Origin of the sequence: Acinetobacter sp. UBA3106, from assembly GCA_002365595.1 — a bacterium.
In the GTDB taxonomy this organism is placed as follows: domain Bacteria; phylum Pseudomonadota; class Gammaproteobacteria; order Pseudomonadales; family Moraxellaceae; genus Acinetobacter.
This window is the reverse complement of record DFAM01000016.1, coordinates 282,947-298,417: the sequence shown is the minus strand read 5'-3', so window position 1 is coordinate 298,417 and position 15,471 is coordinate 282,947. Positions and strand designations below refer to the sequence as shown.

14 protein-coding genes are annotated in these 15,471 nt (G+C 43.7%); 7 read left to right on the top strand and 7 right to left on the bottom strand.

Annotated elements, in window-relative coordinates; all coding sequences use genetic code 11:
- Positions 1-642: S41 family peptidase (locus B4C48_RS09355; protein WP_291355809.1), on the top strand; the 642-nt coding region annotated here is incomplete at its 5' end.
- 7 nt (positions 643-649) lie between these two features.
- On the opposite strand, the gene B4C48_RS09350 is transcribed toward B4C48_RS09355, so the two are convergent.
- From B4C48_RS09350 to B4C48_RS09340, 3 genes are all read right to left on the bottom strand, one after another.
- On the bottom strand, positions 650-2,002 hold the full coding sequence (locus B4C48_RS09350; protein ID WP_409514831.1) for a sigma-54-dependent transcriptional regulator: 1,353 nt from the start codon (positions 2,000-2,002) through the stop codon (positions 650-652).
- A gap of 79 nt (positions 2,003-2,081) precedes the next feature.
- Positions 2,082-3,647, bottom strand: coding sequence for a sensor histidine kinase (locus B4C48_RS09345; protein ID WP_291355805.1), 1,566 nt, complete (start codon positions 3,645-3,647; stop codon positions 2,082-2,084).
- A gap of 19 nt (positions 3,648-3,666) precedes the next feature.
- Positions 3,667-4,302: a response regulator transcription factor GacA gene (locus B4C48_RS09340; protein WP_086174145.1), complete on the bottom strand. Its 636-nt coding sequence runs from the start codon at positions 4,300-4,302 to the stop codon at positions 3,667-3,669.
- Between the two features lie 221 nt (positions 4,303-4,523).
- On the opposite strand from B4C48_RS09340, the gene B4C48_RS09335 reads away from it, so the two are divergent.
- Complete coding sequence (locus tag B4C48_RS09335) at positions 4,524-5,570, top strand: D-alanyl-D-alanine carboxypeptidase family protein (protein WP_291355802.1); 1,047 nt, start codon at positions 4,524-4,526, stop codon at positions 5,568-5,570.
- A 107-nt stretch (positions 5,571-5,677) separates the two neighbouring features.
- Here B4C48_RS09335 and thrC read toward each other — a convergent pair whose 3' ends face one another.
- The 4 genes from thrC to xerD form a co-directional block, all read right to left on the bottom strand.
- Positions 5,678-6,817, bottom strand: a complete 1,140-nt coding sequence (gene thrC / locus B4C48_RS09330; protein ID WP_291355800.1) for a threonine synthase — start codon at positions 6,815-6,817, stop codon at positions 5,678-5,680.
- Positions 6,818-6,879: 62 nt separating this feature from the next.
- Positions 6,880-8,184 (bottom strand): homoserine dehydrogenase, encoded by a 1,305-nt coding sequence (locus B4C48_RS09325; RefSeq protein ID WP_291355798.1) that lies wholly within the window; start codon positions 8,182-8,184, stop codon positions 6,880-6,882.
- A 123-nt stretch (positions 8,185-8,307) separates the two neighbouring features.
- Positions 8,308-9,123 carry a DsbC family protein gene (locus B4C48_RS09320; protein WP_291355796.1) on the bottom strand — a complete coding sequence of 272 codons (816 nt, stop codon included), beginning with the start codon at positions 9,121-9,123 and terminating at the stop codon, positions 8,308-8,310.
- 98 nt (positions 9,124-9,221) lie between these two features.
- On the bottom strand, positions 9,222-10,139 hold the full coding sequence (gene xerD, locus B4C48_RS09315) for a site-specific tyrosine recombinase XerD (protein WP_291355794.1): 918 nt from the start codon (positions 10,137-10,139) through the stop codon (positions 9,222-9,224).
- 171 nt (positions 10,140-10,310) lie between these two features.
- Between xerD and B4C48_RS09310 the strand changes: the two genes are divergently transcribed.
- The 5 genes from B4C48_RS09310 to ftsW all read left to right on the top strand — a co-directional run bounded on the left by B4C48_RS09310 (position 10,311) and on the right by ftsW (position 15,467).
- Positions 10,311-10,574 (top strand): FeoA family protein, encoded by a 264-nt coding sequence (locus B4C48_RS09310; protein ID WP_291355899.1) that lies wholly within the window; start codon positions 10,311-10,313, stop codon positions 10,572-10,574.
- Positions 10,571-12,427: a ferrous iron transporter B gene (gene feoB / locus B4C48_RS09305; RefSeq protein ID WP_291355792.1), complete on the top strand. Its 1,857-nt coding sequence runs from the start codon at positions 10,571-10,573 to the stop codon at positions 12,425-12,427. The genes B4C48_RS09310 and feoB overlap by 4 nt, the downstream gene beginning before the upstream one ends.
- Positions 12,428-12,474: 47 nt before the next feature.
- Positions 12,475-12,726, top strand: a complete 252-nt coding sequence (locus tag B4C48_RS09300) for a DUF6587 family protein (RefSeq protein ID WP_291355791.1) — start codon at positions 12,475-12,477, stop codon at positions 12,724-12,726.
- 176 nt (positions 12,727-12,902) lie between these two features.
- Positions 12,903-14,249, top strand: a complete 1,347-nt coding sequence (gene murD / locus B4C48_RS09295; protein ID WP_291355789.1) for a UDP-N-acetylmuramoyl-L-alanine--D-glutamate ligase — start codon at positions 12,903-12,905, stop codon at positions 14,247-14,249.
- A gap of 21 nt (positions 14,250-14,270) precedes the next feature.
- Complete coding sequence (ftsW, locus tag B4C48_RS09290) at positions 14,271-15,467, top strand: putative lipid II flippase FtsW (RefSeq protein WP_291355787.1); 1,197 nt, start codon at positions 14,271-14,273, stop codon at positions 15,465-15,467.
- The last annotated feature ends 4 nt before the right edge of the window (positions 15,468-15,471 follow it).

Genomic DNA, 15,471 nt, shown 5'->3' with positions numbered 1-15,471 from the left:
CTGGCACCTAATAGTAAACCTCTGATTTTAGTCCGTAATAAAAAAATCGAAACCGATATTCAGGCAACTTTGCTGCATAATCAGGTATTGGTGATTAAAGTCAAAGTTTTCCAGCAAGATACAGCCAATGAAATTAAACGCCTGATTGAAGAGCATCCTTCCTCACGTTTGAAAGCAGTATTGCTGGATTTAAGAAATAACCCTGGTGGATTGTTATCTGCTGCGGTGGAATCGGCCGACTTATTTTTGAATCAAGGATTGATTGTCTCGACCAAAAGTCGTTCTGAAGGGGATCAGCAGTTTCAAGCCCTACCTAGTTTTGAATTTCAGAATTTAAAGTTGGGCATTTTAATCAATAACCGCTCCGCTTCTGCTGCTGAAGTGTTTACCGCTGCGATGAAAGATCATGGCCGTGCCTGGGTAGTGGGTGAAAAAAGCTATGGAAAAGGGGTGGTACAAAAACTGTTTCCACTCTCCAATGGTGCAGCTTTGCAGATGACGGTATCGCATTATTACACACCGAAAGGACAGATGATTGAGGGTGTCGGTATTCAACCGGATCAACAATATCTGCTGCAACATGACATGAAAGAAGACAACTATCTGGAACATGTTGCAGAGATTATTTTAAGTCATAAATAAAAACAGCTTATTCTTCGTCGGTATCCAAACCAAATTTCTTCAGACGATAACGCAAGGAACGGAAAGACATGCCCAGTTTTTTGGCAGCCAGGGTTCTGTTCCAATGGGTCAAATTCAGGGCATTGAGTAAAATATCTTTTTCAATATTTTCCAGATACAGCTCTAAACCTTCATCGGGTAATTTTTTAGAAGAAACCAGAATGTCGCTGCGCAAAACGTGTTGATCTTCCGCAACTTCTGGCATCGCTGCAGTTGGATAGCGTAAAGGTGCACTTTGTAAGTGTTGCAAGTCGATTCTTTCATCATCGCTTAAGGTAATGGCACGCTCAATAATATTACGCAATTCACGGACATTTCCGGGATAATACTGACTCAGTAAAAAGCTTTTCGCACGATCAGTTAGCTGTTTTTGCGGAATATCCCATTCCTGGCTAATTTTCTGAATAAAATGATGCGCCAATAAAATAATATCGTCACCACGTTCACGCAGTGGGGGCAGGACCAGATCCATCACATGGATACGAAAGAACAGATCCTGTCTAAAGCGACCTTGTTGCACCAGTGCTTCCAGGTCTTGATGGCTGGCACTAATCACACGAAAATCGACATCAATTTCACAGTCTGAACCGACTGGACGAATCCGCTTTTCCTGCACGGCACGTAGCAATTTAACCTGCATGCTTAAAGGCAGTTCGGCGATTTCATCTAGAAACAGACTGCCGCCGTGTGCAGATTGAATCAGACCCTGTTTGTCCTGAGTAGCACCGGTAAAACTGCCTTTTTTATGTCCAAACAGTTCGCTTTCCATCAATTCAGTCGGAATAGCTCCGCAGTTAATGGCAATAAAAGGTCCTTCATTACGGTTACTGAGGCGATGTACCAGATTGGCAATCACTTCTTTTCCGGTCCCGGATTCGCCAGTAATAAATACCGGTGCCTGAGAGCGGGCAATTTTATTTAAGGTTACTCTTAACTGTTGAATCGGCAGTGATTGGCCGATTAATAACTTTTGTTCCAGACTATCTTCTTTGGTCTGCAAATGCTCAAAGGGTTTATTAAAGGCTTTTTGCAGCAGTTGTTCCAGATGCTTTTGATTCACGGGTTTGCTGACAAAATCAAATGCACCGGCTTTGAGTGCCGCAATGGCAATTTCCATATTGCCATATGCTGTCAGTACCGCCACCGGTATGGATGGAAAGTGCTGGCTAATCCATTCCACCAGTTGCAGTCCATTACCGTCCGGTAAATTTAAATCGGTTAAACAAGCATCATACCGGTATTCAGACAAGAATTTTTTGGCTTGTTCAAGACGATGTGCAATATGGGTTTTGATCCCGATACGCGCTAAAGACATTTGCATGAGGGTACACAAATCTTCTTCATCATCTACTAACAATACAAGTGGTTGTTGTTCCAAAGTACACCCCGGCAATTTTAATTTATAATACAACTCGCAGGCATTCTATTTGAAAGCATGCCCCTTGTTCTTGTTCTACATAGTTGAGTTTTGCCTGATTGGCCTCGCAAAAACTATGTGATAAGTATAATCCTAAACCAGTTCCTGTGATTTCGGTACTAAAAAAAGGTTGAAATAAAGAGGTTAAATCTTTTGACGCAACCCCAGCGCCAAAATCACGGACTTCAATGCGGACATTGGGTTCATGTAAATAGGCATTCAATTCAATATGTGAATGCTCAGGTGAATTATGTCGAATAGCATTACGAATCAGGTTAATCAAAACTTGACGCAATTGGGCCTCGTCAAAACGAATAAAAATTTTACTTTGAACGGTATATTTAATCTGGATGGCAATATCAGCCAAATCTTCCTGAATGAGGAGCGGAATAAACTGTTTCAGTTCAATCGTGGAGGGATGGGTTTCTTTATTGCGCACCATATTCAGTGTGTCTTGGATAATACGATCGATACGCTGGGTCTGTTTCGAAATCATCCGGCTCAATGCCGCTTGTTGATGCGGATCGCTATCTCGCAAAAGTTCATTGGCTTGGACAATGGCCGCTAAAGGATTGCGAATTTCGTGGGCAATGCTCGCAGACAATTGTCCAAGTGCCGCAAGTTTTAATTGTTGCACGCGTTGATTAAGCTTGGTGGCATCCTGCAGTACCAATAGAGTCAGGGTCTGATGCGGGACCATGAGTTTTTGCACTTCAATATGCATATGATAATGGCTGAGCTGCGACTCGAACTGAAATTTTTCTCCGTCCTGCAATTGATCAAATTTAAGTAATTCAAATAAATCGGGCTGGGCCTTGTATAAGGGATATTTGTCATAGGCATAGAGCGGAGGAATGCCTAAAAGCAGGCAAGCAGCAGGGTTGCTCAGCACAATATGGCAGTTTTCATCTAAAACCAAATAACCGAGTTCTATCTGTTCCAGAATATAGCGATTCAGATTTTGTAGCCGGTTTAACTCCAGGGATTGAGAAAAGTTTAAATTTTCCAGCAATTGGAAACGGCGTACCGCAATTTGCCCACTGCCATACACGACTAAAAAAAGAAAAGCCAATATGGCACTGTTGCCAATATTATTCAGTGAGGAAAAATCAAAAATACTGCCTAAAAAAAGCTGATAAATCACACTAATCACGGCAATTAAGGTAATAATCAAAGCCTTTTTGGCATTCAGTAATAATGAGGCTGCAAAAATGGTAATTACGAACAGCAAACTTAATTGCAGATTAGGGCCATCTACCGCCAAGGTAAGCAAGCTTAAAGCAATAACGTCAATGACAAACAATAGTGGGAGCTGCTGGGAAATTTTGAAGCGTATACTTTTTAGCGTAATTAACTGAATACAGCTTGTTAACACATAGCCGATCAGGACATAAAAATAAAGCTGCGGATAGTGATAATCGGTATTTAAACGCTGATTGGTTAATAAGAAAATCACGAGAAGACTAGTCGCAATAATGAATCTGTAAGTGCTATACCAAATGCCTAAACGATATTGGTTAAACTGAAAAATATTGGTATTTTGCGTCATGCAGGTCTTCTAGCAGGCATTAAGGTTTAATCAGTCCATAGCGAATGGCCAGATGAGTCAATTTAACATCACTATCCAGATTCAGCTTTTCGAAGATGCGATAACGGTAAGTATTGACCGTTTTAACACTGACAAAAAGTTTATCGGCAATTTCCTGGGCACTAATACAATTCACCACCATCATCGCGACCTGCATTTCACGTTCCGATAATGCATCGAAAGGAGATTGCTGGGTGTCTGACAGATATGAACTGGCCAATTGTTCGGCAATATCTGCACTGAAGTATTTCCCACCTTGCATCACCTTGTTGATGGCACGGACCATTTCGGTCACAGGCGCACCTTTGGTGATATAACCTTTAGCCCCGGCTTTCAGCAATAAAGAAGGATAAGGTTCTTCAGCCAGGCCACTGACGGCCAGCACTTTGGTTTCAGGGGCAGTCTGTAGCAGACGTCGGGTGGTTTCTACCCCGCCAATTCCCGGCATGTTTACATCAAGCAAGACCACATTAGGGTGATGATGACGGACTAAGTTAATTGCTTCTTCACCAGATTCAGCCTGACCAATCACTTGAACATCCGCATGGTCTTCGAGCATACGGCAAATTCCGGTACGTACCAATTCATGGTCATCTACCACTAAAACTGTGATCACCTAGTTCTCCCTCATATCAAAAAAATGCATTTTTTTTGTTACATAAAGCAAAATAAGCTTGCAATGAAATGACAAAATTAGCAATCCTATTCTATATCTTTCCATTAAATGTTATACACAATGTTGTGAGTAACAAAAAGTGTTCATATTTGTGTTTAAATGTAAGCATTTTTGAGGGAATATACAAATGTATATTGTCTCCTTGAGTTGAGTAAATCACCGTGAAACAATCGAAAAAATCTTTAATCCATGTGCTAGGCATGTCGATTCTGTTAATCATGAGTTCAACCAGTTTTGCAGAGCTGGTCATGGATGCTTCTAAAGGGCCCGGACAAGCTGCATTGAACTGGTCTTCTGAGGATGCCAATCAATTATTAAACGGTGATGCTTCAGCTGAAGAAGTTTCTCCACAAGGTTCAACAAAAATAACCACTTCTGTACGTAGCTCAAATGCTGTGGTTGCTCATTCTGCACCTCAAAATGTACAGATTTTAAATAATTCAAACTATAGCAATCAACCTTCTGTAAATGCCCGTGCTGCTTTGGTGATGGACGCTCAAACAGGTGAGGTTTTATACAGTAAAAATAGTAATACCGCCTTTCCAATTGCATCCCTGACTAAACTGATGACTGCGGTTGTCATTGCGGATGCCCGTTTAAACATGTCGGAAAAAATTACCTTACAACAGGCCGATTTTTCTTGTTCGGGCTGTAAGAGTTCAAGCTCAACCTTACGTGCTGGTGACAGCATGAATCGTGCTGAAGCACTTTTATTTGCATTGATGAAGTCTGAGAATCCTGCTGCGTCTGCATTGGCGCGTACTTTCCCGGGTGGCCGCGCAGCCTTTATTTCTGCAATGAATGCGAAAGCTAAATCTCTCGGTATGCATTCAACACATTATCTGGAGTCAACAGGTTTGCATCCTGGAAATGTGTCTTCTGCACGTGATTTGGGTATTTTAGTCAATAAAGCATCTCAATATAGTTTGATTCGCCAATTCTCAACCACACCAAGTTATGATTTTAATCTGGGTTATCGAGTTTTGAAATCTAACAACACCAATGCCCTAGTGCGTAATGGTGGCTGGAATATCAATATTTCAAAAACCGGTTATATCAATGAAGCAGGACGCTGCGTAGCAATGCATACGACTTTAAATAATCGTCCAGCGGTGGTGGTGTTGCTGGGCGCAGATACATCTGCCGCACGTACCAATGATGCAACCCGTTTAATGACTTGGGCAAGCCAGTTACCAAAACGTATTTAATGTTTAACTTTGCGAAGGATTCAAATTTACTCAACGTTTGAATACTTCCAAATGAAAAAGCCCTGCAATTGCAGGGCTTTTTTCTTTCCATCTAAAGATGAAATAAATTACATATTCGAAAGAATAGAGTCTTTAACTTGATCCATAGTGGCATCGATAGACAACATGACAGCATCTTGGCATTGCTTGATGGCTGTGTCAGGGTCTTTCAGACCGTTACCTGTTACGGTACATACGATCACAGAACCTTGAGCAATTTTACCTGCTTTAATGTCACGAATTGCGCCACCGATAGATGCTGCGGAAGCAGGCTCTACGAATACACCTTCGTACATAGAAAGTAGGCGCTGCGCATCCAAAATTTCGCTATCCTGAAGTTCGTCGAACCAACCTTTAGAATCACGAACTACAGCTTTTGCATGGTTCCAGCTTTGTGGATTACCAATACGGATGGCAGTTGCTACTGTTTCAGGGCTTTCAACCGGTGCACCACGCAGGAACGGTGCAGCACCAGATGCCTGGTAACCGACCATCGTTGGCAAGCCTTCAGGTTTAGGACCAGTGAACTGATCTGTTGCAGCATCATAAACCACTTGCTCAAACTCATCTTTTGATTGGTTTGCAACAGCTTCGGTATAACCCATCCAGTGTGCAGTGATGTTCCCTGCGTTACCCACTGGTAAGCAGTGGTAATCAGGAGCACGGCCTAAAGCTTCAACAATTTCATAAGCAATAGTCTTTTGACCTTGCAAACGGTAAGGGTTGATTGAGTTCACGATGGTCACCGGTGCTTGGTCAGCCACTTCTTTCACCAAACGCATACCGTCATCGAAGTTACCGCGAATTTGCATGGTTACAGCACCATACATCATCGCTTGCGCCATTTTACCCATGGCAATTTTGCCTTCAGGGATGATTACGAACGCTTTGATCCCCGCACGGGCAGCATAAGCCGCTGCAGCAGCAGAAGTGTTACCAGTAGACGCACAGATAATGGCTTTAGAGCCTTCTTCAACTGCTTTTGTCACTGCCATGGTCATACCACGGTCTTTAAATGAACCAGTCGGGTTTAAGCCCTCGTACTTCACATAAATTTCAACATTTTTGCCAATAATACGTGGAATGTTCTCAAGCTTAATCAGTGGCGTGTTACCTTCGCCTAAAGAGATTGCACGAGTAGTTGCAGACACTGGTAAACGGTCGCGATAGCGGTCAACTAAACCAGTATAACGATTGGCATTAGACATGATGATGTTCCAATTGTGTGTAGAGCTTGGCGAGAGGAACGGAAATATTCCCCTCGACCCGATTAATTATCAAGCGATTCTAAACGAATTCGTACAATTTCGCCATGAATGAAGGGCAATGCTTGAATTTGTTGCAACGCTTCATCCATTTTTGATTCAACGATAGGATCAGTTAAAATCACGATCGGAATCAGGTCTTTTAAACGCGACTGCTGCATGATGGCATCAATGCTGATGCCGGCACGACTTAAAATCGTGGTGACATCGGCAAGTACGCCCATTTGATCTTCGGCATTAATACGGATGTAATAGCCTGTGGTCATTTGTTCACGCGTTAAAATTGGCAAATCCGTGAGGGCTTCAAAGGCCAATTGCGGAATGGTTCCGGCGCCATCTTCGGTATAAATAATATCACGGACAATATCGACGACATCGGCAACCACAGCTGAAGCGGTTGGACCTGCGCCTGCACCAGCACCGTAATAAAGGGTTGGACCAACAGCATTGGCCTGTACCAAGACCGCATTCTTCACGCCGTTTACATTGGCAATCAGCTGGTCATCTGGAATTAAAGTCGGATGCACACGTAATTCAATGCCGGCATCGGTACGGCGCGCAATACCCAAGTGTTTGATACGGAAACCCAAGTCTTCTGCATATTTCACATCTTGTGCAGTAACTTTGCCAATGCCTTCTGTAAAGACTTTATCAAACTGTAGCGGAATACCAAATGCACATGACGCCAGAATGGTCAGTTTATGTGCAGCATCAATGCCTTCAACGTCAAAAGTCGGATCGGCTTCGGCATAACCGAGTTCTTGAGCTTCTTTCAGCACGTCTTCAAAAGCACGGCCTTTTTCACGCATCTCACTTAAAATGAAGTTGCCGGTTCCGTTAATAATACCTGCCAACCAGTCAATTTTATTGGCAGCCAAACCTTCACGAATGACTTTAATAATTGGAATACCGCCGGCAACTGCCGCTTCATAGGCAATCTGTACGGCATTGTCTTCAGCCGCTTTAAACAGTTCATTACCGTGTTCAGCCAAGAGTGCCTTGTTGGCAGTCACAATATGTTTGCCATGTTTCATGGCTTCCATAATGACTTCATAGGCTGGATGAATTCCGCCCATCACTTCAACCACAACGTCAACATCGGGTTGACGTACAATTTCTAGAAGATCAGCACTTTGTTTGATTGATTCTGGAAGATCCAAATCAGGACGCGGACGACGTGTACCCACATGGGTAATTTCAATTTCTCGACCGGTGCGACGTCTAATCTCAGCAGCGTTTTCTTTTAAAAGTTTAAGGGCACCACCACCCACAGTACCAAGACCGAGGATTGCCAGACGAACTGGTTTCACGTCACACTCCAATATCTAATCAATTTTAAGCGAACCTAGATCATAGCTAAAAAAAGCATGAGACTCTAGGAAAGAAATAACTTTATCTGCAACTATAAAAAACACTAATTTAACGAATAAAAATTAGTTATTTAAACGTTCTACCAATTCTTCAGGCGATAGATATCCACCAAGGTAAACACCTTCGCTATTATAGATTGCCGGAGTTCCATTGACGCCCATATTCAGACCCAACTGATATTGATCTCTGACCGGATTTTTACAGTTTGCTGGAGCAAGCGGTGCACCGGCAATGGCCTGATCAAAAGCCGCCTGACGGTCTTCACTACACCAGACGCTTTCCATGGCTGGCATGAACTGTTCACCACGTGGCCATGCGATATAACGTACTTCAATACCTTTCGCATTGATTTCATTCATCTGTTCATGCAGTTTGTGACAATACGGACAGCTGGCATCGGTAAAGACATAAACCACATGTTTGGTTTTTCCTTTGGCTTTGTACACCAGAAGATCTTCAGTTTTTAAGTTGGCCAGCAGCTTTTTATTGGCTTCAGATTGCAGGCTTTCACTGACATTGTGAATTTTACTGTCGCCTAAACGCAGCACATCACCCTGAATAATGTATTTGCCGTCGGCAGTAGCATAAACCGATGACATGCCTTCTAAGTTGACCCAATACAGATTCGGTACTTCAGTGGCTTTAATATCTAAAACTTTGGCATTGATATTGGCTTTTTTAAAGTGCTGTTGCAGCGTGTTAATCAGGCGCTGCTGTGCATTGCGTTCGGAAAGATTCGATGCCTGTCCGGTTGCAGGTGCGCTAGCGGTTAAAGTACTTTGCTTTTTTTCATCGTTATTAGAGTTGGAACAAGCAGTGATGACCAGGCTGCTAGCCAAGGTACAGGCAATAAAAATTTTTGAGCGGGTAAATGACATAAATAACCCTTTCTTTTAGCTATAGATAAAAATTGGTGGCTTAGCATAACAAAAAAAAATGCCTGCGATAAAACTTCTTGGTCTGATATTTAGCGCCATTAAGCGCGTGGATGATAAGTCGCATGCAATTGTTGCATGCGCACCTGAGCCACGTGGGTATAAATTTGTGTGGTCGATAAATCACTATGTCCGAGCAGCATCTGTACCACACGTAAGTCAGCGCCATGATTGAGTAAATGGGTGGCAAAGGCATGACGCAGGGTATGCGGTGAAAGTTCGGCTTTAATCCCGGCTTGTAGCGCATAGCGTTTAATGGCATACCAGAAATTTTGCCGGCTCATGATGCCGCCGTGCTGGGTTAAAAAAACATAGTCGGTGGCAGATTTATAAAGGCTAGCGCGTGCTTCATTCAGATATTTTTCAATCCATTCACACGCCACCTGTCCTAAAGGCACCAGACGTTCCTTATTGCCTTTACCAACAATACGTAAATAGCCCTGTTTTAAATTAATCAATTCAAGGCGCAAATTGAGGAGTTCAGTCACCCGTAGCCCACAGGCATACAGGACTTCAAACATCGCCCGGTCGCGTAAGCCCAGAGCAGTATTGATATCGGGAGCGTTAATGAGGGCTTCAACATCGGCTTCAGATAAATCCTTAGGCAAGGCCCGACCAATTTTAGGAGTTTTATGGGTAGCAACCGGATTGTCGCTACGTAATTTTTGCTCACGCAAGAACTTATAAAAAGAACGCAGGGCAGAAAGGGAGCGCGCAATCGAACGTGGGCTTTTACCTTGTTTGGTTAATGCCAGTAAAACATCCGATATATCATCGCTGGACCAATCTGGCATTAAATTGGAATTGCACTCACTACATTGAACTAAATCAGACAGATAGGCATTACGGGTATGCGGACTGACGGTTTGTGCAATTAAATAATCTCGGAAACCCTGTAAAAAACTTAAATGTTCAGGAATGCTCACAGAAGCAGGGATACGAGGTTTTTTATTAAGCATGTCACTTCTACATTGAATGAAAAATCCAAGTTTTTCTTGGCTGGGATCAATTTAGAACAATTCTGTACGAATGTCGATGTAACAGCACAAGATGAGAATTGGAATAAACCTTACTTGGTAATTATTCTCATTTGTTTGTATACTGTAGCAAATATTTTAGGATTAGATGCGGTGCGATTATCTGATTTGAAAGTGAAACAAGCGGCCATCATTCGCAAAGTAAATCGTACTTTGAATAATGATACAGCTCAGACTGATCTGGTGGCGAGTCGTTTGGAAACTTTGGGCTTTGTACCGGGGACAAAGGTTCAGGTCATTACCAAAGGTATTTTTGGTGGAGACCCGATTTTAATTCAAGTTGGATTTACCCGTTTCGCACTGCGTAAAGTTGAAGCTGAAAAAATTGAAATTAATCTTGAGGGAGCACCTGCATGAGTGATGCGTTGCGTATTGCCCTGGTAGGTAACCCAAACTGTGGTAAAACATCATTATTTAACCATCTCACCGGTACACGTCAGAAAGTCGCCAACTATGCCGGTGTCACGGTTGAGCGTAAGGTAGGGCAGTTCACCTTGCCGTCGGCTAAACCAGTTCGTGTATTAGATTTACCCGGCACTTACAGTTTAGATGCCACCAGTCCGGATGAAGCGATTACCCGTGATGTGGTGCAAGGTAAAATTGCCGAAGAAGGCCAGCAAGATGCGTTCTTGTGTGTGGTCGATGCCACCAACCTGAAACTGCATCTTGGTCTGGTTCTGGAAATGATCGAGCTGCGCCGTCCAATTCTGCTTGTGCTGAATATGATGGATGAAGCGCGTCGCCGTGGCATGCAAATCAACACGCAAAAGTTGGCGGAGCGTTTGGGTATTCCTGTGGTGGAAACTGTAGCTGTACGTAATTCAGGCATTGAAAACCTGATGAATGCGCTGGATCAAGGTAAATACTCAACACCGCATACCGAACTGAGCGGTTTAACTGGCAGTAACCATCAGAAGATTGAAACCATTTTGCATGATGTGGTGCATTCAGTTGAGCAGGAAGATAAACGCTCCGACTTCCTCGATAAAATATTTTTACATCCAGTCTTAGGTTTGGTCAGTCTTGCGCTGATGATGTTCATTGTGTTTCAGGCAGTATTTGCCTGGGCGGCGCCGTTTATGGATGGAATTGAAGCCTTCTTTGGCTGGTTTGGTGAAGTGGTTGGGGCAAATATTTCCCATCCCTTGCTGAACAGCTTGGTGGTCGATGGCATTATCGCCGGAGCCGGTGGGGTGGTGGTGTTCTTGCCACAAATTTTGATTCTGTTCTTCTTCATTTTGGTGTTAGAAGAGTCAGGTTATTTACCACGTGCTGCGTTCTTGCTGGATAAACTGATGTTTAAAGCTGGTCTTTCAGGTCGTGCCTTTATTCCGTTACTGTCCAGTTTTGCCTGTGCAGTTCCGGGGATTATGGCGACCCGTAGCATCAGTGATCCGCGTGACCGTTTAACCACAATTTTTGTGGCACCATTGATGACCTGTTCGGCCCGTTTACCGGTATATGCCTTGCTGATTGCCGCTTTCATTCCGGAAAAAATGGTCTGGGGCCTATTCAATTTACAGGGTTTGGTGCTGTTCGCCCTATATATGGCCGGGATTATTAGTGCCTTGATTGTAGCAACCGTGCTGAAATTTTTTCAGAAAGACAAGTCTCAGCATATGTTGTTAATGGAGTTGCCAAGCTACCGGTTCCCTGATGTCAAAAGTGTGTGGATTGGCTTGCTGGATCGCGCCAAGATCTTCCTGAAACGTGTCGGTGGCATCATTTTTGCGCTATCTATTTTGCTGTGGTTCTTGTGTACCTTCCCGCAAGCCCCGGAGGGTGCGACTGCCCCGGCAATTGATTATTCCTTTGCCGGAATGCTGGGTCATGTGATGCAGCCGATTTTTGCCCCGCTAGGCTTTAACTGGCAAATCTGTATCGCCTTGATTCCTGCCATGGCCGCACGTGAAGTGGTGGTGGCTGCATTGGGCACAGTCTATGCACTTTCTGCGGTAGATGAGGATGCCATGTCACAAGGCTTGGCCTCTATAATCGGTGGTACAGGTGACCTGGGCTGGTCATTGGCAACCGGTTTATCACTTTTGGTCTGGTTTATTTATGCGCCGCATTGTCTGGCAACCTTGGCAACGGTGAAACGTGAAACAGGTTCATGGAAAACCGTGAGCTTTATGACGGCTTACTTGTTTGGTTTGGCTTATTTGATGTCATTCCTGACTTATCAAATTGCAACGCATTATTTGGGTTAATTGGATTGGGTTCAGTTGACTGAAAATAATCTGCACAGGAGATTGAGATGATTGAAGTGGTAATTGTTGCGGCATTGGTGATGTGGAGTGCAATTGTGGTCTTCAAAAAGGTATTTCCTACGACGGCAAACTCAGTCTTCATGCAGTTGTCCAGTTTTTGTGCCAAGCAAGGGTGGGCAACACTGGGAGAATGGTTAAAGCCGGCGATGGTTTCTGGTTGCGGAGGAAGCTGTGGCTGTTCTGCAAATGAAGATCAGGTTCAGAAAAAAACCGAAGTTCAAGCGGTAAAATGGAAATAAATTTCAAGTTCTATTTCCATCTTAAATAAGCATATTGAAAAACCGTCATTTTTATGACGGTTTTTTTACGCGCTGACACAAAAAAGCCGATATAAAGTCAAAACAGAAAAAGCATTCAAAAGAGCAAAGTGCTAACATTTTGGCAGTTTTGAAACAGACCATAAAATGGGGTAAAAATGTTAATACAGCGTGGTGGATTAAAAGTTGTTGCAGGACTCGGAATTTCAGGGGTTGCAGCAGTAAATTTCTTACATGAACATGGCTACCGCGTTGCAGTAACAGATTCTCGAAAGACACCGCCCGGGCATGACCAGATTCCAGCGGAAGTACAAACCAGTTTTGGTCAGCTGGATCAAGAGCTATTGTTGCAAGCTGAAGAAATTGTGATTAGTCCGGGACTGGATCTAAAACTGCCTGAAATTCAGGCTGCTATTGCCAAAGACATTCCGGTGGTGAGTGAAATTCAGATATTGCGCCGTGCCACCGATAAACCGATTGTGGCAATTACCGGTTCAAATGCCAAAAGCACGGTGACGACCTTATTTGGATTGATGGCTGCAGATGCCGGCAAGAAAGTAGCTGTAGGCGGTAATTTGGGCCGTCCGGCACTGGACTTAACCAAAGATGATCCTGAACTTTATATTTTGGAACTTTCCAGCTTCCAGTTGGAAACCACCTCTCATTTAAATGCAGAAGTGGCTGTGGTGCTGAATATGAGTGAAGATCATCTAGACCGTCATGGCGATATGTTTGGTTATCACACGGCAAAACACCGTATTTTCCAGGGCGTGAAAAAAGTCGTGTTTAACCGTGATGATTCGCTCACTCGTCCACTGGTTCCAGATAACACGCCGATGCAAAGCTTTGGCTTGAATGCACCGGATTTAAATCAATACGGTATTTTAAAAGAAGATAATGGCACCATCTGGTTGGCACGTGGTCGTGAGCGTTTACTAAAAAGTTCCGAGATGTATATTCAAGGCACACATAATGTGGCCAATGCCTTGGCATGTCTGGCTTTAGGTGAAGCGATTGGACTGCCGCTTGAATCGATGCTGAATACTTTAAAAACCTTTAAAGGCTTAGAGCATCGCTGTGAATTTGTGAAAGAAGTAAAAGGCGTTCGTTATTATAATGATTCTAAGGGCACCAATATCGGTGCAACCCTTGCAGCTATTGATGGTTTAGGTGCTGCAATCGAGCCGCAACAGGGTAAAGTGGCGATTATTTTAGGCGGTCAAGGTAAAGGGCAGGACTTTACTGCACTTCGCGATGCCCTGACTAAATATGCCAAAGTTGCCGTGCTGATTGGTGAAGACCGACCAGTGATTGAAGCCGCGATTGCAGGAACCACAACATTGCTTCATGCAGAATCTTTAAAAGAAGCGGTGGAATTATGCCAGCAACATACACAAGCCAATGATGTGGTGTTATTGTCACCTGCATGTGCAAGTTTTGATATGTTTAAAGGTTATAGTGAACGTGGACACCAGTTTGTTGAATGTGTGAACACACTTGCTTAGAAGAACGATAAGGAAAGTTGTATGGCTGGGTTAGCTCAGACGACCATAAATAAAATTAATCAGGTCTACAATGAGTGGGGACCAAAAATCCCCGCTGAAGTTACGCCGCGTAATGTGCTGATTTTTTGTGTTATTGCCTTGCTGTGTATCGGTTCAATCATGGTGGCATCGGCATCGATGCCCTATGCAGACCGCTTACATGAAAATGCATTTCACTATGTAATCCGACACGGTATTTCAATTCTGGTGGCTGCGGTAGCCGCATTTTTGGCTTATAAAGTATCGCTGAATGTTTGGTTTAATAATACCTTTCCCCTGTGGATTATGACCATTCTGTTGCTGGCTGTGGTGCTGGTCGTCGGTACAGAGGTGAATGGTTCCACCCGTTGGATTCGTATTGCTGGCTTTACTTTACAGGCCTCCGAAGTTGCCAAGGTCATGATGGCCATCTTTACTGCGGATTATGTGGTACGACGGGCGAAAGAGGTGAGAAACAGCGCTTCTGGCCTGTACCGCCTAGTCGGTGTGATGATCATCACTGTAGGCTTGATCCTGCTGGAACCCGATCTGGGCGCAACTGCAGTAATTGTCCTGATGATTTTAGGCGTTTTCTTCCTGGCTGGTGCGCCACCGATTCAGTTTATTTTCTTCTTGATCGCGATTATCTTTGCTCTGGGTGCTGCAATTATCTTTGAGCCTTACCGCTTGCAGCGTGCGCTGTCCTTTACCAATCCCTGGGCGGATCCCTTGGGCACCGGCTATCAGCTTTCCAATGCGCTGATGGCCTTTGGTCGGGGTGAATGGACTGGGGTAGGACTCGGTCATAGTATCCAGAAAATGTCTTATCTGCCTGAAGCACATACTGACTTTATGTTGGCGATTTTGGGTGAAGAATTTGGCTTCTTTGGCATCAGTAGCGTATTGATCTTGTCCTTCATGATGGTGGTCTGCTGTATCAAGATCGGACACCGTGCCTTGCAATATCAATATTTGCGTGCAGGTTATTTGGCTTATGGCATCAGTATTATTTTCTTGCTGCAAATCTTGGTGAATGCCGGGATGAATATGGGCATGCTGCCGACCAAAGGTTTGACCTTGCCGTTTATTAGTTATGGCGGTTCGTCATTAATTATGTGTGCCGTGATGATCAGTTTGATTTTGAAAATTGATGCCACCACGCAAAAAGCCAATCCAAGCAAAGAAGAATCGAGTTTCTAGCTTT

Excerpts from the sequence above, each read along its gene's own strand:
- B4C48_RS09350 (WP_409514831.1), bottom strand. The coding sequence starts at position 2,002 with ATGCAAATGTCTTTAGCGCGTATCGGGATCAAAACCCATATTGCACAT.
- B4C48_RS09345 (WP_291355805.1), bottom strand. The coding sequence starts at position 3,647 with ATGACGCAAAATACCAATATTTTTCAGTTTAACCAATATCGTTTAGGC.
- thrC (WP_291355800.1), bottom strand. The coding sequence starts at position 6,817 with ATGTCTAATGCCAATCGTTATACTGGTTTAGTTGACCGCTATCGCGAC.
- B4C48_RS09320 (WP_291355796.1), bottom strand. The coding sequence starts at position 9,123 with ATGTCATTTACCCGCTCAAAAATTTTTATTGCCTGTACCTTGGCTAGC.
- xerD (WP_291355794.1), bottom strand. The coding sequence starts at position 10,139 with ATGCTTAATAAAAAACCTCGTATCCCTGCTTCTGTGAGCATTCCTGAA.
- feoB (WP_291355792.1), top strand. The coding sequence starts at position 10,571 with ATGAGTGATGCGTTGCGTATTGCCCTGGTAGGTAACCCAAACTGTGGT.
- B4C48_RS09300 (WP_291355791.1), top strand. The coding sequence starts at position 12,475 with ATGATTGAAGTGGTAATTGTTGCGGCATTGGTGATGTGGAGTGCAATT.
- murD (WP_291355789.1), top strand. The coding sequence starts at position 12,903 with ATGTTAATACAGCGTGGTGGATTAAAAGTTGTTGCAGGACTCGGAATT.
- ftsW (WP_291355787.1), top strand. The coding sequence starts at position 14,271 with ATGGCTGGGTTAGCTCAGACGACCATAAATAAAATTAATCAGGTCTAC.